This window comes from Litoribacterium kuwaitense (assembly GCF_011058155.1).
GTDB lineage: Bacteria > Bacillota > Bacilli > Bacillales > DSM-28697 > Litoribacterium > Litoribacterium kuwaitense.
On sequence record NZ_JAALFC010000036.1, the window covers coordinates 1 to 21,025 of the forward strand.

The 21,025-nt window shown below is 44.6% G+C and carries 22 protein-coding genes; 19 read left to right on the forward strand and 3 right to left on the reverse strand.

Annotation, left to right across the window (positions count from 1 at the left end):
• The 5 genes from G4V62_RS15045 to G4V62_RS15065 all read left to right on the forward strand — a co-directional run.
• Positions 1-505: DUF1868 domain-containing protein (locus tag G4V62_RS15045; protein ID WP_165203617.1), on the forward strand; the 505-nt coding region annotated here is incomplete at its 5' end.
• A gap of 5 nt (positions 506-510) precedes the next feature.
• Complete coding sequence (locus G4V62_RS15050) at positions 511-1,776, forward strand: ABC transporter substrate-binding protein (protein ID WP_165203619.1); 1,266 nt, start codon at positions 511-513, stop codon at positions 1,774-1,776.
• A 73-nt stretch (positions 1,777-1,849) separates the two neighbouring features.
• Positions 1,850-2,719, forward strand: coding sequence for a carbohydrate ABC transporter permease (locus G4V62_RS15055; RefSeq protein ID WP_165203621.1), 870 nt, complete (start codon positions 1,850-1,852; stop codon positions 2,717-2,719).
• Positions 2,716-3,525: a carbohydrate ABC transporter permease gene (locus tag G4V62_RS15060; protein WP_165203623.1), complete on the forward strand. Its 810-nt coding sequence runs from the start codon at positions 2,716-2,718 to the stop codon at positions 3,523-3,525. The genes G4V62_RS15055 and G4V62_RS15060 overlap by 4 nt, the downstream gene beginning before the upstream one ends.
• Positions 3,526-3,545: 20 nt before the next feature.
• Positions 3,546-3,695, forward strand: coding sequence for a CysS/YqeB C-terminal domain-containing protein (locus G4V62_RS15065; protein ID WP_165203625.1), 150 nt, complete (start codon positions 3,546-3,548; stop codon positions 3,693-3,695).
• Between the two features lie 146 nt (positions 3,696-3,841).
• Here the strand turns inward: G4V62_RS15065 and G4V62_RS15070 are convergent, their stop codons facing one another.
• Positions 3,842-5,005, reverse strand: a complete 1,164-nt coding sequence (locus tag G4V62_RS15070; RefSeq protein ID WP_165203627.1) for an MFS transporter — start codon at positions 5,003-5,005, stop codon at positions 3,842-3,844.
• Positions 5,006-5,163: 158 nt separating this feature from the next.
• Between G4V62_RS15070 and G4V62_RS15075 the strand changes: the two genes are divergently transcribed.
• Together G4V62_RS15075 and G4V62_RS15080 are read left to right on the forward strand one after the other, a co-directional pair.
• Positions 5,164-6,114 (forward strand): LysR family transcriptional regulator, encoded by a 951-nt coding sequence (locus G4V62_RS15075; protein WP_165203629.1) that lies wholly within the window; start codon positions 5,164-5,166, stop codon positions 6,112-6,114.
• Positions 6,115-6,422: 308 nt separating this feature from the next.
• Positions 6,423-6,884 (forward strand): NUDIX domain-containing protein, encoded by a 462-nt coding sequence (locus tag G4V62_RS15080; RefSeq protein ID WP_165203631.1) that lies wholly within the window; start codon positions 6,423-6,425, stop codon positions 6,882-6,884.
• Between the two features lie 179 nt (positions 6,885-7,063).
• Here the strand turns inward: G4V62_RS15080 and G4V62_RS15085 are convergent, their stop codons facing one another.
• Positions 7,064-7,657 carry a DUF421 domain-containing protein gene (locus G4V62_RS15085; RefSeq protein ID WP_165203633.1) on the reverse strand — a complete coding sequence of 198 codons (594 nt, stop codon included), beginning with the start codon at positions 7,655-7,657 and terminating at the stop codon, positions 7,064-7,066.
• 291 nt (positions 7,658-7,948) lie between these two features.
• On the opposite strand from G4V62_RS15085, the gene speG reads away from it, so the two are divergent.
• Together speG and G4V62_RS15095 are read left to right on the forward strand one after the other, a co-directional pair.
• Positions 7,949-8,458 (forward strand): spermidine N1-acetyltransferase, encoded by a 510-nt coding sequence (speG, locus tag G4V62_RS15090; protein ID WP_165203635.1) that lies wholly within the window; start codon positions 7,949-7,951, stop codon positions 8,456-8,458.
• A gap of 304 nt (positions 8,459-8,762) precedes the next feature.
• Complete coding sequence (locus G4V62_RS15095) at positions 8,763-11,411, forward strand: cation-translocating P-type ATPase (RefSeq protein ID WP_165203637.1); 2,649 nt, start codon at positions 8,763-8,765, stop codon at positions 11,409-11,411.
• Between the two features lie 76 nt (positions 11,412-11,487).
• On the opposite strand, the gene G4V62_RS15100 is transcribed toward G4V62_RS15095, so the two are convergent.
• The gene (locus tag G4V62_RS15100) at positions 11,488-11,649 is read right to left on the reverse strand and encodes a hypothetical protein (protein WP_165203639.1); all 162 of its coding nucleotides are present in this window, start codon (positions 11,647-11,649) and stop codon (positions 11,488-11,490) included.
• Positions 11,650-11,935: 286 nt separating this feature from the next.
• On the opposite strand from G4V62_RS15100, the gene G4V62_RS15105 reads away from it, so the two are divergent.
• The 10 genes from G4V62_RS15105 to G4V62_RS15150 all read left to right on the forward strand — a co-directional run bounded on the left by G4V62_RS15105 (position 11,936) and on the right by G4V62_RS15150 (position 20,872).
• Complete coding sequence (locus G4V62_RS15105; RefSeq protein WP_165203641.1) at positions 11,936-12,751, forward strand: hypothetical protein; 816 nt, start codon at positions 11,936-11,938, stop codon at positions 12,749-12,751.
• On the forward strand, positions 12,748-13,533 hold the full coding sequence (locus G4V62_RS15110) for a hypothetical protein (protein ID WP_165203643.1): 786 nt from the start codon (positions 12,748-12,750) through the stop codon (positions 13,531-13,533). The genes G4V62_RS15105 and G4V62_RS15110 overlap by 4 nt, the downstream gene beginning before the upstream one ends.
• Before the next feature lie 18 nt (positions 13,534-13,551).
• Entirely contained in the window at positions 13,552-14,187 is a 636-nt protein-coding gene (locus G4V62_RS15115) for an ABC transporter ATP-binding protein (RefSeq protein ID WP_165203645.1), read from the forward strand.
• A 142-nt stretch (positions 14,188-14,329) separates the two neighbouring features.
• Positions 14,330-15,247 (forward strand): DUF2268 domain-containing putative Zn-dependent protease, encoded by a 918-nt coding sequence (locus G4V62_RS15120; protein WP_165203647.1) that lies wholly within the window; start codon positions 14,330-14,332, stop codon positions 15,245-15,247.
• Positions 15,248-15,270: 23 nt separating this feature from the next.
• Positions 15,271-16,662 (forward strand): sulfatase, encoded by a 1,392-nt coding sequence (locus tag G4V62_RS15125; protein ID WP_165203649.1) that lies wholly within the window; start codon positions 15,271-15,273, stop codon positions 16,660-16,662.
• Between the two features lie 358 nt (positions 16,663-17,020).
• A complete protein-coding gene (locus G4V62_RS15130; RefSeq protein ID WP_165203651.1) occupies positions 17,021-17,344 on the forward strand; it encodes a PadR family transcriptional regulator in 324 nt (107 codons plus the stop codon).
• A complete protein-coding gene (locus tag G4V62_RS15135; RefSeq protein WP_165203653.1) occupies positions 17,337-17,897 on the forward strand; it encodes an HAAS signaling domain-containing protein in 561 nt (186 codons plus the stop codon). The genes G4V62_RS15130 and G4V62_RS15135 overlap by 8 nt, the downstream gene beginning before the upstream one ends.
• Positions 17,890-18,693, forward strand: a complete 804-nt coding sequence (locus tag G4V62_RS15140) for a DUF4097 family beta strand repeat-containing protein (protein WP_165203655.1) — start codon at positions 17,890-17,892, stop codon at positions 18,691-18,693. Before G4V62_RS15135 ends, G4V62_RS15140 begins: the two co-directional genes overlap by 8 nt.
• Before the next feature lie 159 nt (positions 18,694-18,852).
• The gene (locus G4V62_RS15145; RefSeq protein WP_165203657.1) at positions 18,853-19,665 is read left to right on the forward strand and encodes a DUF4097 family beta strand repeat-containing protein; all 813 of its coding nucleotides are present in this window, start codon (positions 18,853-18,855) and stop codon (positions 19,663-19,665) included.
• A 718-nt stretch (positions 19,666-20,383) separates the two neighbouring features.
• The gene (locus tag G4V62_RS15150; RefSeq protein WP_165203659.1) at positions 20,384-20,872 is read left to right on the forward strand and encodes a DinB family protein; all 489 of its coding nucleotides are present in this window, start codon (positions 20,384-20,386) and stop codon (positions 20,870-20,872) included.
• Positions 20,873-21,025 lie beyond the last annotated feature (153 nt).

Consider the following 21,025-nt stretch of genomic DNA (forward strand, 5'->3'; position numbering starts at 1 on the left):
GACCGTATTTGAGCTGCTGTGTCATTTTAATCGGACGCCGGAAAAATGGTCCGAATTTTTAAACATTGATGAAGACCTTGAGCATATCGATCAATTTTTTGCAGAGGCTTTTAAAAGGGTAGACATGCCGGGTGCGTTTAAAATGAAGCCAGTGCGTGTCAGGGATACAGTCGTTGACTTAGAGACTTGGGATCAAGAAACAGCCCAGATGCTCCAAAGACTTCGAGATCGACTCGCTGAAGTGACTGGCGCTAAATTTCCTAACCATGACACTTACCCATTTCATATTTCCTTTGGTTATCGACTGCAAGTGTTGTCTGAAGCAGAAGAACGAGAGCTTGAAGCATGTCAGCGGACGTTGCAGGAAACGGTTCTTTTTGACTGGGGAGAAGTGGAAATGAAAAAAGTCGATTACACCATTTTTGAAGATATGTCTTTATTTGTTCCTTTTGGTCAAGTCACACGCGCATCATTAAGACAACAAAAATACGGAACAACGGAGTGAAACCGATGAAAAAATATACTCTTCCATTTGTGATCGCGATATTGCTGAGTGTCGTTACGGCATGCTCTGGCGGCGGTCAAGCGTCAGAAGGCGGCAAGGAGGCGGTTACGCTTGATTTTATGACGAACGCAAGCGAAGGCATTTTAGAAACGTACCGTGAGATTGCGGAAAACTACCAAAAAGAAAATCCAGATATCACCGTTAAAGTAACGAGCCAAGGAAAAGATTTTGAAGCTTTAATGAAAGCGAAAATGGCGTCCAATGACTTGCCTGACTTATGGTCGACGCACGGCTGGTCGGTTGAACGTTATAGTGAACATTTAGTAAAGGTGAATGATCAGCCTTGGTTTGACAAAGTGAAGGAGCCTATTATCCCAGCCATTTCAAAAGACAATGGCGACGTCTTTGTTCTTCCGCTTGATATTGACCAGAGTGGTGTCGTCGTCAATAAAGATGTTCTTGAAGAAGCGGGTGTGAACATTGATGACTTAAAAACGTGGGATGACTTTGTAAGTGCCTTTGAAAAAGTGAAAGGGATCGGTAAAGTTCCTGTTGGCATTGGTGGAAAAGACCCACGCCAGTTTGCCCACTTCCTGGATGTTATGGCAACCCCTTTATACATTTCCAGCGAAAAACATAACTACGCTGATGCACTTCTTGATGGAACATTTGACTGGAGTAAATGGTCAGAAGCAAGTGAGTTATTGTTGTCATTAAAAGAGAATGAGTACCTGAATAAAGACGCCCTCACGGCAAGCCCAGATGCGATGACGGAATTAATGGCAAGAAATGAAGTAGCCTTTTTATTTGCGAACAACGGTGCAGTCACAGGCACATTAGAATTTAACCCAGACGCTAATGTCGGTTTTGTGCCGATTCCAGCCGTTCATGAAGGCGACGCACCGGTTTTAATTGGTGGCGAGCGCGATGCGGTCGGTGTGTGGAAAAACTCCGAGCATAAAGAAGAAGCCCTGAAGTTCTTAGCGTATTTGGCACAGCCTGAAAATGTCCAAGCCATCTCTGAGGAGCAAGGCATGCCTCCTGCTTTGGAAGGTGTAGAAAGCGACTTAGGCAAGCTGACTGACGACTACAAGAAATATGAAGATGTTCCGGTAGAAGTGTACTTTGACCGTGTGTACTTGCCAGGTGGCATGTGGAGCACTTTGCAGACAGTTGGTTCTGGTTTAGTTTCTGGCGACATCTCGGTTGAAAAGGCCATTCAAACGATGGAAAACGATGATAACCGTCTGCGTAAAGAAACAGAGCAGTAAAGAGGAAGGAAGAGGCAATGGCTTCTCTAAGCTTCAACGATGAGGAGCCCTTCCTTATGTTAGGAGTGATAACATGGCGGCGAAAAATAAACAAATGTATCTCTTTTTATTGCCTGCAATGATCTTATTTACGATTTTTGTATTTATGCCGTTTTACGAGGGCATCCGCATTTCATTTACGAACTGGGATGGATATTCGCAAAGCTTTGATTTTATCGGCTTCTTTAACTATGCGACGTTACTCGAAAACGAACTGTTTGTAATTGGGATGAAAAACACGTTGATTTATGGCTTTGCGTGTACAATCATTCAAAACGTGTTAGGCCTGCTTTACGCTTTATTTGTCAATAAAAAATTTGCGGGACGAAACCTTGTGCGTCTCATCATTTATATGCCCGCCATTATTGCGGGAATTATTATGGGTTACATGATGTATGGTATTTTTCAATATAATGGCGGTGCATTAAACGATATCATGCAGCTGTTTAACGCTGAGAAAATCGATTGGTTTGGCAGCGGCAATCGTGCTGTCTTGATCATCGTCATCGTAAACTCCTTACAGTTTGTCGGCGTAGCCATGATGATTTATCTAGCCGGATTGCAAAATATCCCGTCATCCCTCGTCGAAGCAGCGCAATTGGATGGGGCGACGAGCAGACAGATCTTAAAAAATGTAACCTTGCCGCTTTTGATTCCGGCTATTACATCAAGCTTTTTAATCAACATCATTGGTGGTTTGCAGCTGTTTGGCTTGATCGTTGCGTTGACGAACGGCGGTCCTGGTATTAGCACTCATTCAATGGCGACAGCAATTAACAATATGCATTTTTGGAGCCAAAACGCCGGACAGGCTGCCGCGGCTGGAATGGTCTTGTTCGTCATGATTTTTGTGATCTCCCTAATGATGAATATTTTCTTTAACAAAAAGGATGTGGACATGTGAGTGTACGCAAATCGTATCATCTGCAAGTGATTGGCTTTTTGATCATCTGTTTACACTTGCTGCCTATTTATATTACGGTTGTTGCTTCGTTTAAAGACAAAACCGACTTAAGTTCAAAATGGCTGTTGCCCGATTATTTTAGCGTCGATCATTTTACGAATGCTGTCGATGGTGGTTTTTTTAGTGCTTTATATAACACGATCATTATCACGTTTTTTACCGTACTCCTCGTCGTCATTGTTGGAGCGATGACAGGCTATGCGCTCGCCCGCTTGAAAAATGTCGTCACGAATATCGTTTTGTATGCGACGCTCGGTGTGATGATGGTGCCAGAAATCAGTTTAATCGTACCATTGTATAAAACGATGATGAACTTACACGCGATTAACACGTTTTGGGGCATTATTTTACTCGGTGCGACGTACTCATTGCCATTAAGCATTTTTATTTACACGAATTTTATTAAGAGCATTCCGAAAGAATTGGATGAGGCGGCCGAGATGGATGGGTGCAGCCCATTGCAGACATTCTTCCGGATTATTTTGCCACAGCTTGGTCCCGTCACCGCCAGTATTCTTATCTTAATCGGGGTTAAGATTTTCAACCAATTTTTATTTCCGCTTTATTTCTTACAGGCACCTGAAATGCGGATGATTACAACATACATCTCGACCTTTTTTAACGAAAACAGCAATGTCAACGAAGCATCGGCTGCCGCCTTGCTTGGAACATTGCCGGTCATTCTCGCCTATATTTTCCTGCAAAAATATTTTGTCAGAGGCGCAATGGAAGGGATCGGGAAGTAAATGGTTCAGTTGGACAAGCTTTGCGCGAAGATAAAAAGAAGGATGCCGCTTATTTACGGGAAGACTTAGCAAAACTGGGCGCTGTCATTCGCGATGAACGCCATGGACAATATGTAAGAATGGCACAGTGGAATCAAGAAGTCATACTTGAGGTGAAGAATGATAGATAAAACACATATCGAAGGTCGTTACGTTTGATATGTGTTTTATCTGCACTATTAAATGCAAGCGTACGGTCAACACTTTGCGTCCTTCAGCCTGACTTTAAGAAACGTTTGCCACATGAGCAGGCTGTCCCTCCCAGAGTTTTAAATGTCTAATCCACTGTCTGATCCATGCGAAAATCGCGTTGTTTACCTACGATCATCCATTGCCCTAGCACTGCCAATAAGATGAGCATGCCTGCTGCAATTGGTAAGTATGTTGGTGACAAGCCGGCAAATAACGCCGCTCCGCCAAGCATAGAGCCAACGGAGCTTCCTAAGTAATTCGCAGAGCTGTTTAAAGCAATCGTTGTCGGTCCATGTTCTGGTTGAATCGCCAATAACGCTTGCTGTTGGGGAGCGAGTGATGCCCATCCCATCGCACCCCATAAGAAAATCGGTACAAATGCGAAAAAGGGGGCGTTTGTTGCAAATGACAGGCTAAACATCGAAAGTGCTAGAATCGAAAGTAACCACAGCATCAGCACTTTTGGACGTCCAGTCCGATCAATAAGTGTGCCGATTGATAAACTCCCAACGACACCGCCAATTCCCCACGCCCATATATAGGGAGTGTGTGAATGAATGTTTGCGAATTGTTCCAGAATCGTTGTGATATATGTGTACAAACCAAGACTCGCGGTGCTCGCAATAAAGGTGATGCCGACAACCATCGCCACCTGTCGATGCGTGATCATGGCCAAACGCTCCCTGAGCGGCGGTGGTGCTGTTGCTGGAAAGCGAGGCATCCAGGAAGCAATGCCGATCATGGCGCTAAAGCCCAATGCAGTAATGACCCATAACGTTCCTTGCCATCCTGCGAAATCAGCAATCATTAGTCCGAGCGGCACACCAGCAACCGTTCCGATACTCATCCCGCCTAATGTTAACCCTAGAGCCCGCCCGCTTTTTTCTTTCACGACTAATGAGACAGCAGCAGAGGCGGCGAGTGGGGAAAACAGTCCAGCACCAACACCCGCAACCGCACGCGATATAAAGAAGCTAGGAATATCCCATGCGAGCGCAGTGATGCCATTGCCTAGAGTGAAGACCGCTAGCGCGAGCACTAAGATGGTGCGCAGCGGCTTGCCGGCTAATAGTGTCGCAAAGAAAGGTGCCGCGAGCGCGTAACAAAGGGTGAAGACCGTGACGGCCTGCCCGGTTTGTGCATCGCTCATGTGAAAAGTAGCGCGAATATCAGGCAGCAAGCCAGCAATCACGTAAGCATCAAAGCCAAGCGTGAACATTCCCATGGTTAACAGTAAAACCTTTTTCATGCATATCCCCCTAAAAAAACAGCATTCCCATATCGATATGTTATAGTTTGAAAGAACGTCGACAATGCAAAGAATACTATAAGATGAAGCTGTAGAGAACAAACACTCTTGCATGAGGATATAACGAAAGGTTTGAACCTCTAAAAGGAAGATGATCTATGAATACAGACTGGCTACAAAGCTTTTTTGCTGCAGCAAAGCATCATAGCTTCTCAAAGGCAGCAAAAGCGAGCAACTTGTCTCAACCTGCGTTAAGTAAGCATATTCGCCATTTGGAGCAAGACCTCGGTGTATTGCTATTTCACCGGACAGCGATGGGCATTGACCTGACGGAGGCAGGCGCTCATTTTTATAAACGCATGCTCCCTGTTTTTACTGATTTGGGAGCGGTTCGTCAAGAAATGAAAGGCTTTAGCCGAAAAAAGCCGATCGTGATCGGCAGTTTACCGAGCCTGGCAACGTATTATTTACCTGCCAGAATTAAAGGCCGTCAATTTATGGGGCGACCGGTTAAGTTAATGATACAAAACACTTCAGACGAATTGCTGCAATCCTTGCAGGAAGACAGGCTTGATGCGGTTGTTGCAGATTCAACTTGTGTGATGGATTCATTGTGGCAACATGTTTTGTTTACCGAGGAATATCATGCTGTGTTCCCGATCGGTCACCGTTTTCAACACCGCCAAACGATTAGTCTCACTGAGCTCTTGGACGAGCCAATGATTGTTCACGAAGCGCCCTGTGATACGAGGAAGCGGATTGTCAAGCAAACCAAGGCGCTCGGCAAAGAGCCAAACATCGTTAGTGAAGTCAATTTTGGCGATTTTATTTTTGGCGCAGTCACAGCTGGAATGGGGGTGACGATCATTCCAGAAATTGTCGCGAAGCATCTAGGTCACCAACAGCTCTTCACATTGCCGCTGACCGATTTTGGTGAAAAGCGGACGATTTCGTTGGTCGCTAAATCTAAAATAATAGGAACAGAGCTCTATGATGGATGGTCAAGCTTAGCGGAAGAAGATAAGGGGTCATCCTCGAGTGACGAGCCAGTAAGCGATGTTTTGACGGGAAAATTGGGCACAGATTTTGTTGGTCAAAAGTTCGATTGAATGCCCCCTGTTCGACCTGAGGTGAATGATGAAAATTGACCGATTGTTTGGGATGTTTTTTTACTTAATTCATCGGGAGCGGTAAGTGCCAACACCTCCGGCAATCCACGATCGCAACTTGATTACCGACAGTTCAGCAAGAGGCTTATTGTGGATAAAGTACATCATCCAATCTTTACAAGTTTACCCTTGTGAATTTATACAATCGTGGTATAACTATTATTCTACGGGTGATCCAAAATACGTTAATGAATTCATAGCATAGCGGGTGTAAGGCGCTCGTCATAAACCAGAGCGGAGGGTTCAAGATGCATATACGAAACTCAGTCAAAGCAATCATCATTCAAGAAGGACAGGTGCTGCTTACAAAAAATCAAGACGACGAGGGGTATTTTTACTTGTTCCCTGGCGGTGGGCAAGAGCATGGTGAAACCTTTCACCAAACATTAAAGCGCGAGTGCATCGAGGAAATTGGCAGGGAAGTGACCATTGGCGACCTGGTGCACATTCGCGAGTATATTGGCAAACATCATGAGCATGCGGTGTTTGACCATGATGCCCATCAAGTGGAATATTATTTTGTCTGCTCTTTAGTTGATGAACATGTATCGCCACTGCCGACGCATCCTGACGCGCATCAAGTTGGTGTTGAATGGCTTTCTGTCCGTGACTTATTGCAATATCGGACCTATCCGAAGGCCATCAGAGAGCATATCATAGCATCTGGACAAGGGGAAGCGGCGCCTATTTATTTGGGGGATGTGAATTAAGGCGGATGGAAGTTTCTATAAAGTGAATGTGAGGAAATCAATGGTGTTCGTAGAAAACGCTTGGGCTACATTTCCCAAGCGTTTTTTCTTATTCCTTAAGTATATTTATGAACAAATGCTTTCTGATTCATCTGTTCATTTATTTTTTAGAAGGGGAAAAGTATGGTCAACAGGAGAAGTTACTTAAGATCTTGCTCAGACGGCGAATAACGATTGATTTCTTGGAAGATGCTTTCAGGATCGTATGTTGTATCGGGATCGGTTGGAGTAGCCGATGTATGGTTTAAGTATTGTGGCTGAATATATTTCTTTAAATCGCCAACGGTTAAGGGCCTGGCCTCTTCCTTTAACTCATACCCTAATTGTCCATTAGGCTCAAGGGTTGCTGTTTTGACATCGTCAATTCTAGAAATGCCCTGATTCCGTAACCTCATTTCTAATTGGTCGACGGTAAGACGCGTTTTTTTCAAATTGTCAACATTTAAGACACCGTTTTCAATCACGATTTTAGATTTCCCAGTAATAAATGTCTCAAAGGCATCTGATTTTAATTGCAGATATTCCAAAACGGTGACAGCAATGACAAAAATAAGAGCGCTCACAATGGCCTTTAGTACACTTTTTTCTACAATCGGCTGCACGATGATTGTACCAATCGAGATCATCACGACGGTTTGAGCTAGTGTCATTTGCGAGATGGATTTCCGCCCAGCAACGCGCAATAAAAGGATGCCACTTAAAATCAAAACAAACGATTCCCAAATAAAATTCATATCATCACCCTTGATCAAAACATATTATTTTTACATTTCCCTGAACGTGTAAACTTATGCGGTTGGTTTGCAGTGTAGTGCGATCTTGTGTGAAGGTGTTTAAGAAGCATTTGTCGTTTATATCAACGAAGCGATGGGTTTTCCCTGATTTTATTGAAAACAGTATGACAAGCACGCAGATTGGTATTTGCTCTTTTTTGTAGTACGATAATTGGTAGGACAGGCTTGCTCAAAGGCCTGGCACCAGTGTCATAAATGGCCTGGTCGTAAAGACTCGGAGGTTTGAAAAAGATGAGTGATGGACTGCGATTACGTACCTTGGAACGGGAGGATTTGAAGTTTGTTCATGAATTAAATAATAATGCAAACATTATGTCGTATTGGTTTGAAGAGCCTTACGAAGCGTTTGTCGAGCTTCAAGACCTTTATGACAAGCACATTCATGATCAAAGCGAGCGCCGGTTTATCGTTGAAAAAGATCAAGTCATGCTCGGGATGGTGGAGCTTGTAGAAATTGATTATATTCATCGCCGCGCTGAATTTCAAATCATCATTGATCCGAAGCACCAAGGTCGAGGATATGCAGCGACAGCGACGCAACTAGCGATGGATTATGCATTCCAAGTATTAAATTTGCATAAGCTGTATCTTGTCGTCGATGAGAAGAATGACAAAGCCATTCATGTGTACAAAAAAGTCGGCTTTTCTGTGGAAGCAGAGTTAAAGGGTGAGTTTTTCGTAGAGGGTAGTTATCATAACGCCATCCGTATGTGCATTTTTCAGCACGAATATTTCAGTTAATATAAAGTCAACGGGCTCGCTCGCCTGTGAGGCGCCTGTTAAAAAATCCATTTTGAATTGATCAAAGTGGATTTTTTTCCGTGCAGGACGGTCGGGCGTTTAGCTACAAAAATCCTGCATTTGATGCTTAGATAGAGCATAAATACGGGTATAGTAAGAAAGAGAAGACGAGTGGACATCCAAACAAAGTGTACATAGGCATGATTTCTCTATCGATGGCAAAAGATACGTAGAAAAAGAGCCGGATCATTGGATGAAAGCGAAGCATGGATTTTTAGAAACGACATAAACGAGGAGAAGCGGAATGGACTTTTACCAACAGACGAAGGAAGACGTTTTGAAAACGGTGGATTCAAACGAGCAAGGTCTGACGAGTGAAGAAGCCAAGGAGCGGCTTGAGCGGGAAGGCTACAATGAAATTGCCGATAAAGAAAAGGTGCCGACGTGGAAACTCTTTTTACTGACATTTAAAGATCCGATGGTGATTGTGCTGCTCGCAGCGGCGGGAGTACAAATTGCGATCGGTGAAGTCGTTGAGTCGTTTATTATTTTTCTCGTTCTGTTAATTAACTCGGTCATTAGTGTTGTGCAGACGAGAAAAGCAGAAAGCTCCTTAGACGCATTGAGGGACATGTCTGCACCTGAGGCCAACGTCATGCGAGACGGAACGAAGCAGACGATTGCCGCGCGCGAGCTGGTCCCGGGGGATATTGTTGATTTGGAAGCGGGCGATTATATACCTGCCGATGGGCGGATACTGGAGAGCGGCTCTCTTAAAGTCAATGAAGGCATGTTGACGGGTGAGTCGGAAGCGGTGGAGAAATCGCCTGATGCGATTGAGGAAGAAGCCGCACTTGGGGATCGGCGCAATATGGTGTTTAGCAGCTCGCTCGTCGTGTATGGTCGGGGCTCGTTTGTCGTCACAGGGACAGCAGAGAAAACAGAAGTCGGGAAGATTGCTGATATGCTGCAAACGGCAGAGCAGAAGGACACGCCGTTGCAGCGAAAGCTCGACGATTTCAGCAAAAAGCTTGGAATCGGCATTTTGCTTCTTTGTATTTTGATTTTTGCCGTGCAGGCAGCCCGTATTTGGTTTGGTGACAACACTGCCGATACGACAACGGCGTTATTGGACGCTCTCATGTTCTCCGTAGCGATTGCAGTTGCAGCGATTCCAGAAGCGTTGCAATCGATCGTCACGATCGTGTTGTCCGTTGGGACGAACAAAATGGCCAAGCAGCATGCCATTATTCGTAAGCTCCCAGCTGTCGAGACACTCGGATCAACGAGCATTATTTGTACAGATAAAACAGGCACATTGACGCAAAACAAAATGACAGTCACTGACCATTTTATCCCGTTTTCCAAAAATGAACGGTTACCTGATGATCCTACGGACTGGAGCAAGTCAGAACGCTTGCTCGTCCAAATTGCGGCGCTATGTAACGACTCCTACATCAATAAAGATGGTCAAGAAGTCGGCGATCCGACAGAAGTAGCGCTCATCAATTTTGCCAACAAGCATCGAAGCGATTATGATCAGCTGCGCTCCGAGTATAAACGGATCGCCGAAATTCCCTTTGATTCAGATCGAAAGCTGATGTCAACGGTGCATGAGATGGACGGCGACAGGCTAATGCTTACAAAGGGTGGCCCTGATGTCATGTTTCACCGCGCAAGCTACGCCTTGATCGATGGGGAAGAGCAGCCGATGTCAGATGATGTCAGGGATCGGTTCCAAGAGGCGAACGAATCGTTTTCAAATCAAGCGCTGCGCGTACTCGCCTACGGGTATAAACGCCTTTCGGGAGGCGATACAGAGATCGAACATGAAGATGAGCATAACCTCGTGCTCGTCGGGTTAACGGCGATGATGGACCCGCCACGCGAAGCGGTGTATGGTTCGATTGAAGAATCGAAAAAAGCCGGCATTCGTACGATTATGATTACTGGGGACCATAAGACGACGGCGCAGGCGATTGGTCGCGACATTGGGCTGATGGAAGAAGGCGATATGGCGGTAACGGGAAAAGAGCTCGACGCCATGTCCGATGAAGAGCTGGAAGAGAAGCTTGGGCGAATTTCCGTGTACGCACGCGTTTCTCCGGAAAATAAAATTCGCATCGTTCGTGCGTGGCAAAAGCGTGATGCCGTCACAGCGATGACCGGAGACGGCGTAAACGATGCCCCTGCCTTGAAGCAAGCCGACATTGGCGTGGCGATGGGGAGCGGTACGGATGTCGCGAAGGATTCATCGGCAATGATTCTCACCGACGACAACTTCGTCTCAATCGTTAATGCCGTGCAAGTCGGACGAACGGTATTTGACAATATTAAAAAAGCGATCAGCTATCTGTTTGCCGGTAATTTAGGCGCCATCATTGCCATTTTGTACGCAGTGACGTTTAACTTACCGAATCCGTTTACCGCCTTGCAGCTGCTGTTTATCAACCTTGTGAACGACTCCTTGCCTGCGATTGCGCTCGGTGTGGAAAAATCAGAGCCAGACGTGATGAAGCGTAAGCCACGCTCCTTAGACGAAGGGATTTTTGCTGGCGGCACGTTAAGAGCTGTCATTACGCGCGGAATCTTTATCGGAATTGCCGTCATTATCTCCTTTTACATCGGGCTGGCCCATTCCAACGAAATGGGTGTAGCGATGGCGTTTACGACGCTCATTCTGTCCCGAACGCTGCAAACCTTCGCGGCACGGTCGAACACGCAAACGATTTTTGGTACAGGATTTTTCACGAACAAATACGTTATCGGAGCCGTTTTACTCGGCTTCGTCCTATACGGAATCACCGTTTTACCGTTTGCCCGCGACATTTTTAACATTCCACCAGCATTCGGCTGGACCGATTGGCTCATCGCAACCGCCTTGGCCATTGCTGCAGTTGTCATGATGGAAATAACGAAAGTGGTCGTGCGTGGAAAGAAAATAAGTAACTGAGCAGAACAACGATGTCGGGAATGCACCGCATTCAAAAAGGGCTGTTTCATCACAAACATGATGAGACAGCCCTTCCTTATTTACGCCACTGTTTTCTGTAAAACACCCAAAGCGAGAAGAAAATAATCAAACCGGTACCAACGGAGGTCGCAATGGCGTTTTCGACAAAGACGACGAGAAGTGTCGTTAAGACAACAGCTAAGAGGATGGCTGACAGAAGCCTTGCTGTGTTACTCATTGTTTTAGGTCACCGCCAATCGTACCAATTGTTGAATTCATCGTATCAACAAATATAGCGCCTGAGAAGGATGAGAGGGATTTTCTGTATTGAAAAATATGGAAAATTCATAAAGTCCATGGTGACAAACTTCGGCACTTTCGAGTTGAACGGCTCATGAAATGAAAGAAATGAATGACCTTATATGGAAATAAATGATATATTGAGAATGTAATTAACATTCTGTGAAAAAATTTATCGTTCCTAGCAATTGCCAATGTTTAAGCACGAAAGGAGCCAAAACACTATGGGCCAAAATTACACATTATGGGACGAGCTCAAGTCTGCCATGTATGGAAAACGGGCAATTGTCATCTTACTTGGTGTGGTCATCTTCTTTCTTGTCCATATGATCAATAAAGATAACTACGGATTTCGTGATGAATTAGGTGTGTTTACCTTTCATTTGGACAATATCCTCCCCATAGTATTTCCACTGTTAGCAGTCCTCGTTTATTTAAGTAAATTCGCCAGTGAACTACACCACCGCTTTATTCTCTATACGCGGGCAAGGATACCAATCAAAAAGATGTTGTTAATCAAGTGTTCTGCCAACGCTATTATTAGCTTTAGCGTCTTCTTTTTACTTGTCTTCTCCAGTTTTATTTTTGCCTTTTATATTGAACCGCTGCTGCAAACGGTACAATATAGTGACCCAGCTAATTATGGGATGACTAAGGAAGAAATGGTTCAGAATCGAAATACGAGGCATACATTCACCCAGCTTCTCGTGTATGGTGATTTCGTCTATGGACTGTTTTATTCCTTATGGGTTGGACTTCATGCTGCCATTTGGGCGACCATAGGATTTTTTCTCTTACTCATGATCGAGCGGCCATATGTCGCGATGGCAATTCCTTATATCGTATATTTCGTTCAAATGTTTTTATTTATCGAACCTCATCTCAGACCTTTTCGTTTGTCTTTTACGATGTTTCCATTCGGATTTACGCAGCAACCGATCTGGACGGCGTTTGTACCCATGGTTGGTTTGTTACTGATCTGCGGTGGGTTGTTTTTGTATGTGTATTTGAACTTTAGACGTTTGGATCAATTGCTATGAGGGTTTTTCACAGTCTCTTAGATGAATATTTGTCGTGGAAATGGGTTATTGTTGTTGTCATTCTTTTTGGTTATGTGTGGAATAAACGACAAGATATCCTGGTGTTTGCAAGCCCTTTAGCGTTACCGTTTAATGTGTGGGATTTCGTCATTCCGATGGTGAGTGATGCGTTTCTTATCATATATTTAATTCTGCCCCTGTGGCTCTTTTATTCATGCAAGCTCCTGTTTCGAGAATGGGAACCGACCATCATGATTCGGCTTGGCGGGTACAGCCAATGGGTGGGTTTTACGTTGAAAAAAATCTTTCCAACGCTGCTCGTTTTCTGCTTGCTATTGCTCGGCATTAGTTTCATTGGAGCGATTGGTGTGCAGGTGAGTGATTCGTGGAGCGCTTTAACGACAACTGAAGGGCACTATATGAACAATTATACATATCCCCTCTATCAGCAAGGGCTTTCGCCTATTCTTGCGCTCCTCTTGCAAGTCATGCTCATGATGTGTTTTTTAGTTGTCATCCATGTCGGTTTAGCGACGTTATGTATTTTTAGCGGACAGCATCAGCCACTTCTTGTCGTGGTCAGCACCTTTATTTTTGTAGGCAGTATCATTTCTTTTAAAGTGTTTCCGCCGGATTGGGTTTGGCTTCATGTGATAAATTATACTATTTTGCCAATGACATATGGTTCTTTCCCATCAATGCTCGTTCCGTTGGGTGTGTTTGTTTTGTTCATCACAATTATGGTTGTAATCATTACCCTGAGATTTACAAGGAAAACCTAGACCCAAGGAGGTGTATGTATGTCACTCATACAAATCAAGTCAGTCTCAAAATCATTTAAAGGAATGACGCTGTTTCAAAACACATCTGCTGAATTTAACAAAGGGAAGATTTATGGCATTGTTGGACCGAATGGGTCTGGGAAATCGGTATTATTTAAGATGATTTGCGGCTTTATCTTACCTGATAAGGGATCGATTGCCATTGACCCCGAATATGTAGATGGAAAGCGCGGCTTCCCAAGCAATTTTGGGATCATTATTGATCGGCCCGGGTACTTGGCGGGAAAAACAGGCTTTGAAAATCTGCACAGATTGGCTGCGCTGCGCAAACAAATTACAGACGATGAGATTGCAGGGGCAATGGAGCGAGTCGGGCTGCAGCCGGATGCGACACAAAAGGTGAAAAACTATTCTCTTGGGATGAAGCAGAAGCTCGCACTCGCGCAAGCATTTATGGAGCATCAAGAGGTGTTGATTTTAGACGAGCCGTTCAATGCGCTTGATGCCGATAGCGTGGAGAACATTCGTGCGCTGCTGCAAGAATTTAAAAGCGAAGGAAAAACGATCATTTTGACAAGTCATCAGCAAGAAGATATTAATCTGTTGTGCGATGAAGTGTACCAAATCAAGCAGCATCGCTTGCATAAAAGATGATCGTTTAGAACAGCGAATGCATGTCACTTGAGTCAAGATGCACAAGTGAGAGGCAGGGCGCTGTTTTTTTGTTTTCGCAATCATCCCCTATTGACATTCACGTTACGTCACCCTCTAACCTCTTAGTTAGGAGGTGTTTATCGTGCAAAAATCATATGAAGTGCTCGATACCGTTTCTCAGTATCATGCGCTTTTGGAACTGCAAGATGAGAGAAAAAGAGAGGATTATTTTCGGTACACGATGATGGAGCCGCTGGCGGACATGTGGAAGGTGATGCAAGTTCCTATGAAAGCGAAGGAGGCGCATGGGTATGATGTGTTGATGGCGACGAAGATGCTCGGGTTCGCGGATCTTGCGGACGTTAAGCAGGTCACAAAGGGGATCGATCATTTCCAAAAGCATCATATACTGAAAACGACGGAAGAAACGATCGCCTATTGTTTAGAACGAGCGAATCGTGCCGGGCTGAAAGTCAATGCCAAGCGTATCCAAGTGGGTATGTACGTCGCTGACGGAGAAGAGCTAAAGCATTCTATGGGATACACAGGTTTTGGGGGAATTCCTGGATTTATCATGGTCATGATCGATCCTAATGATTATAATATACGTAGAATTCCTTCAATTCTGACGCATGAGTTTCACCACAATTTACGCTTTTCTTATGTTCAGTGGCATCATGGCGATGTCACTGTAGGAGATTACTTAGTCATTGAAGGCTTGGCAGAAGCGTTTGCCGCAGAGCTTTATGGTGAGGAATGGCTTGGGCCGTGGGTGACGCGTATGGATGAGGAGGATTTGGCGTATTCGGTTGATGTCATTGGTGATGCGCTTGATGTCAAAGGCTTTGCCGATGTCAGTAGCTACATGTTTGGCGATGAGATTGCCGAAAAGCGCGGGTATACCCCCGTTGGTCTGCCATTTTGTGCAGGTTATGCTGTTGGTTACTACGTCGTACGATCGTTTTTAAACAGGACGAACAAATCTATTTATGAATCTACCCTTCTGTCGAGTGAAGAGATCATTCGCGGCTCAGGTGTTTTTGCAGGGGGGTGGTCATAAGCATTGGGGAGGCTTAAGCGTTTATGACAACGAAATATAATATCATTCATATTTTAATTGACGATATGGGGTGGAAGGACTTAGGGTGCTACGGTAGCACATTCTATGAGACACCACATATTGACCAACTGGCCGCTAAAGGCATGCGTTTTACAGATGCGTATGCGGCGGCGCCGGTTTGCTCGCCAACGCGCGCGAGCTTGATGTCAGGAAAGTATCCAGCGAACGTTGGGGTAACGGATTGGATCGGCGCACATACGAAGGGTAAGCTCATTGATGCCCCGTATATCGATCATCTTCCGTTAGAAGAGACGAGTGTTGCAAGCGCTTTAAAGGATGGCGGATATGCGACGTGGAATGTCGGGAAATGGCATTTAGGGAAAAGCCCGTATTATCCTGAGCACCATGGTTTTGATGTGAACATTGGCGGCGGTCATATCGGGCATCCGTACAATGGCTATTTTAGTCCGTATCGCATTGAAGGGCTTGAGGACGGTCCTGAGGGTGAATATTTAACCGATCGTTTGACGGACGAAGCCATTCGGTTAATCGAACAAAAGGATGACAAGCCATTTTTCTTAAACCTTTCCCACTATACGGTGCATACACCAGTCCAAGCGAAGCAAGAGGATATTGAGCGTTTCGAACATAAAGCGCGCGAGCTTGGTCTCCCGACGGCATGGGAAGATGTGGTTGAGGAAGGGGAGCACTTTCCAGCAGATAACAAAAAGCACCTTCGCGTTCAGCGTCGCCGCATTCAGTCTGATCCGGCGTACGCAGCGATGATTTATAACCTCGATCACAATATCGGTCGCCTCGTTTCTGCTTTAGAAAAGGCGAATTTGACCGAAGAAACCGTCATCGTGTTTAGTTCTGATAACGGGGGTCTGTCGACGTCAGAAGGGTCACCAACCTCAAATGCCCCGCTACATGAAGGGAAGGGGTGGATGTATGAAGGTGGTGTCCGTATTCCGCTCATCGTCAAGTGGCCCGGGGTCGTTGACGCAAACAGCGTGTCAGAAGAGCCGGTGACGAGCCCCGACTTTTACCCGACGTTTCTTCAGATGGCAAACCTGCCGCTATTGCCGGAGCAGCATGTTGACGGTGTGAGCTTAGTTCCAATCCTGCAAGGTGGGGAGACGTTAGAGCGTGAAGCGATATATTGGCACTATCCGCATTATGGGAATCAAGGAGGAACACCTGGGTCGTCGATTCGGTTCGGGAACTATAAATTAATCGAGTTTTTTGAGGATGGCCGTGTCGAGTTGTATCATCTAAAAAACGACGTTGAAGAGCAACACGATTTATCTGGCGAGCTGCCTGAGCTGGCGGATGAAATGAAGGCAAAGCTGACGTCGTGGCGCGAAAGCATTGAGGCAAAGATTCCGCAGGAAAACCAGGATGATGAAAGATAAGTGTTAACATCTCATAGCAAGAGGAAAAGCACACGGTGACTGCAACGTGTGCTTTTTTTCATATTGTCGAGCGGAGGATGGCGACTCTCGTAGGAAAAGTTTGAGAAGAAGACCCTAAGGAGCGTAGTCGTGAGAAAGCTGAAACCAAGCTCGCGGAAAACGCTCGTCTGAAGCAGAAATACATTGTCCGGACGCTATGATAAATGTCATTGGCACTTTCTAGGCAAATGTAGAATCAATGATAAATGAGTTGCATAAAATTAATAGTACCTTGCAATAAACAGTAGTAAGGTGTATTATATCGTTAGGTATTGTTCATTACTCAGTAGTGAAAAAGAAAATGAGGTGTAGGGGCTTCATGAATATTCAATTTAAAAAAGGTGCTTTAGAGTTATGTGTTCTGGCGCTGTTAAACAAGAAAGATCATTACGGCTATGAACTGGCAAACAAAATTTCTGAACGGGTGTTTATTTCAGAAGGGTCGGTATATCCGCTTCTAAGAAGGTTGGCGAAGGAAGGCTACTTTACAACATATCTCAAGGAATCGACGGAAGGGCCCTCAAGGAAGTACTATCGCTTAACCGATCTAGGCGAGGAGCACTTTCATAAGCTCGTTCAAGAGTGGAAATACTTTACCACAGGTGTCAATGAACTTATACAGGATGGTGAGAACGTTGAATAGAGATCAATTTATGAACGCATTAGAAGCTGCTTTGGCAAAGCTTCCTGAGTCGGAGCGGCATGACGTGATGCACGATTTTGACGAGCATTTTCAAGTCGGTTTGTCTGAAGGAAAAACGGAAGAAGAAATAGCAGCTTCCTTAGGAGCGCCAACTCAAATCGCGAGAGAAATGGTGGCGACGCATTACGTAGAGATTGTCGATGAATCGGGAAGTACAGGGAGCTTTTTTCGCGCCTTGTGGGCAGTGATCGGCTTAGGGTTTTTTAATCTCGTTGTCGTCCTTGGACCATTCATTGCCATAGCGTCTATCGTTGCCTCGGGCTGGGCCGTCGGAGCGTCGTTTATTTTATCTCCCCTCCTCGTGTTCATTAACTTTTTCCTTAACGCAGCGTCGTTTTTGTTGTTCGACCTATTTTTTTCCATTTTCTTAGCGGGTGTGGGCATATTTATTGTCATCGGAATGCTGTATGTGACAAAAATGCTTTCCAAAGGTTTTGTGCGCTATTTGCGCTTTAATGTACAGATGGTGAAAGGAGGGGTGAAGCATGGGTAAAGTAAGGCTAGCAAGTATCATCGGTGTGATTCTCATAGTGTTTGGTGGTGTAGGAAGTGTCATGGCGTTTCAATCGATTAAGTCAGTGGATCTGCAAGAATCTCAAGATGTTGAGGCAGATCAGATCGAAAATGTTGATATACGTATGCCAAACGCATATGTAGACATTCTTCCGGCGACGAGTGACGATATTCAGGTTGAGTTGAGTGGGAAAGTCAACGACCATGAGCAAAGGGATTTTAAAATTCAAGAACGAAATGGCACGTTATACGTTGAATATGATGATGAGCAGTGGAAAAAGCTATTTCAGTTTATCGGCCCAAAAGAGACGCTACAATTAACGGTATATCTTCCGGCAAAAACGTTTGATTCGCTGGAAGTCAATGTCTCCAATGGCACGTTAGATGCCGAGAATTTGCAGGTCAACGAGCTTAACGTCAAGTCCGCCAATGGAAAGCTAAATATTAAGGATACGGTTGCAAAAACGGTTGATGTCAAAACAGCCAATGGTAAAATTGTTCTGGATCACGTCGAAGGCGCATTGACAGGAAAAGCAGCCAACGGAACCATTTCCTTAGTGACAAGCTCCTTGGATCGCCCCATCAAATTTGATCTAAACAATGGCTCGGTCGATATTAAAACGGAAAATAAACCGACGAATGCGACGATTGACGTAGAAGTAGCGAATGGAAAGATCGATGTTTTTGGGAGCTCCGACCGGAATCACGTCTTTGGTGACGGGGAAAATCATATAGATATATCTTCAATGAATGGCGGAATTAAGATTACAGACTAAATTGCTTTGCGCAGAGGACAGTTTGCTGAAAAAGAACTGTCCTTTTTTTACTTTAAAGGAAAATGATGACTAAGGACGAATACTTTAGAAGTAAGCAATGTCGAAAGGTGCGGCATGCGGTCATATGATTCTCTGAAATGAATAGGGGGACAGGATAAAATGGGAAGTTTATCTTTTTTATGGGCTTTTATTGTCATCTTAATTGTAGGTTTTGGAAGTGTCGTCGTGTTTCAATCACGCAAAAAAATGAACGAGACCGTGGGTGTGGAGGAAGAGAAAGAGGTCAGCGCCACGCATATTAGAAATGTCGATATTCGAATGCCAAATGCGAGTATCCGCATCGTTCCTGGAGATACCGATCAGATGAGGATCAAGCTAGTCGGGAAAGTGGCTGACTACCAGCAAGACGATTTTCAGGTTGAAGAGCGACAGGGAACGTTGTCTGTGAAATTCAATAAGAAGCTGAAGCGACGATTCAAATGGTTTGGTCACTCTGGTGATACTTTAGCATTGACGGTCTATTTCCCGGAGAAACAGTTTGATTCCATTCATGTGAGTAATGCCAATGGAAAGCTCGAGGCAGAGCAATTGAGGGTCAACGAGCTAAAAGCCGTGACGACCAATGGAAAGGTGGTCATTAGAGAAACAAAAGCAGCCACCGTACATATGAAATTAGCGAACGGCAAACTTGTTCTCGATCATGTCGAAGGTGCATTGACCGGAGAGACAGCCAACGGAAGTATTTTATTAACGACCAGCTCTCTCGATCATCCCATTCAGTTTACGACGAATAACGGCGCAATCGATATTCAAACGAAAAAAATACCAACAAATGCCACTATTCATGCGCGGGTTGTGAACGGAAAGGTCAATGTGTTTGGTGAGTCAGGGAGGAGTCACGTCTATGGAGCGGGTGAGCATCAGATCAACATTTCGACGGTCAATGGAGTCGTTAAAATGTCGGAATATTAGCGTTTGTGTGGTGGGGTGAAGCTACTTTTTGTCGTGAAAATAGATCGTGAGCGCACGCCGAATGGTAGAGACCATCGTCAGGTGTAGCTCGCTGATTTTTTCCTTAATCGTTTGGATGGCAATTATGAATTCCCTTAATTATTAGCGTGAAAAAATAGTCCACGTATGTAGTATCATTTATTTCAACTTTGTCATCAGAACGTGTATGAAATTTGACCAACGCCAATGTTGCCTGGCCGTCTGGCATCCCTAACATGGCCACCGTCTCGATCTGTTCCACCCAAACTCCTTCTGCTTTTTCTGCACCTAATACTTCTAGGCACGCACGTAAGATCATCAAGGAAAGGAGAGGTTGGGACTTGTCGTAACTTGAATTCCCTCAGATGCTCTATGAAGCATATTAAACGCTGATTTTGAAGCAAAATTCAGTTGTAAGAAAACCGAACATATGTTACCGTGTTTTTATGAATTCCTTTTGCAACTAGGAGGCGCTATGGAGCAACAAACATGTGAAAGGCCAAGAGAATCTTTCTTAAGTGAAAAAGCCATAGCAATAAAGAAGCGCCAAGTCGTCGCATGTCTTGAGCAGGAACTGCTGTAGTAACATTATTGGAGACAGAGGTTGGTTTTGTCGTAAAAGCGAAGTGAAGCAAGGTGTGAGTAGACCTTGAAATCCATGGCAGAATAAAACATATTGAATGAAAAGGTGATGAGAGGGATGAACGCTGTTGATATCTTGAGGAATGAGTTACTGTCTGAACTTGAAGTCGGTATTCGCTCTATGGAAGGTTTGCTGAAAAAGGTGCAAGTGGAGGATTGGGCGTACAAGCCAGCTGACAACATGCGAAGCCTTAAAGAGCTTGCTCAACATATTGTTTCTATACCAGAGGTTGATCTTCAGATCATGCAGGAAAAAGATCAGCAACTAATAGAAGGTTTAGAAGAAAAGTATCATCAGATGGACTCCGCTGAGGCTATGATTGAAGGGATGAATAAAGGTTTTGCAAAATATAAGGCATATATGCTTTCTTTGTCTGAAGAAGATTTTTTGACCAAAAAAACAAAGCCCTTCTACCATGATAAAGCTTCGACTCAAGCACATTGGCTAGTTGAGGAAGTTTCCCATCTGTTTCATCATCGAGGTCAGTTTTTTAATTGTTTAAAACAGCTTGGCTATGATGTCGACATGTTCGACCTTTATGTTTAAAAGTTGTGATACGGTGCAGACACTTACCCAGGGCGTCAACATGCTCTTCAAGTCCTCCTAAACAAACGTTTCGCGTTTTTTGTGCGAATCATCGTACATTTTTGGCGCTTCTGTGACATAACGATTGGTGGTGCGAATCGCTGTAGGAAACAT